Annotated in this window: 1 pseudogene; it reads right to left on the reverse strand. The window is 70.8% G+C overall.

Annotation, left to right across the window (positions count from 1 at the left end):
• A pseudogene (locus U9978_RS20155) lies at positions 1-449 on the reverse strand (type IV secretion protein Rhs); the annotation flags it as partial.

Raw genomic sequence — 449 nt, forward strand, 5'->3', positions numbered from 1 at the left:
GTACCGGTAGCGCCAGCGCCCGCCGTCGGGAGTGGTCACCCCGGTCAGTCGGTCATCAGCATCCCAGCTGTAACGCCAGGTGCGCGGCTTGCCCGACAGCCGCTTGTGCTGGCGCAGCGTCACCCGACCCTGGCCGTCGTGCTCGTAACGGACCCGGCCGGCCCGGCGGATCAACGTGCCCGCGTACTCCCGACCACCCTGCGCGGCCTCGTGCACCCCGTCGCGCCCATCGTTCGCATCGCGCTGTGCGGGCACCGGCCAGGACGCATCGGTGACGTTACCCGCGCCGTCGTAGGCGTACCGTTCGGACCAGTCCGAGCCGTGGACGGCGGTGACCCGCCGCACCGGATCGAGATCGAACCGACGCAGCCCGGCGAGCATGTCATCGATCTCGGCGACATAGCCGTCCCGACTGTAGGAGTAGTCCCGGCGCTGCAGCACCCGCGCAT

Source organism: Protofrankia sp. Cr2, from assembly GCF_963555885.1.
Lineage (GTDB): Bacteria > Actinomycetota > Actinomycetes > Frankiales > Frankiaceae > Protofrankia.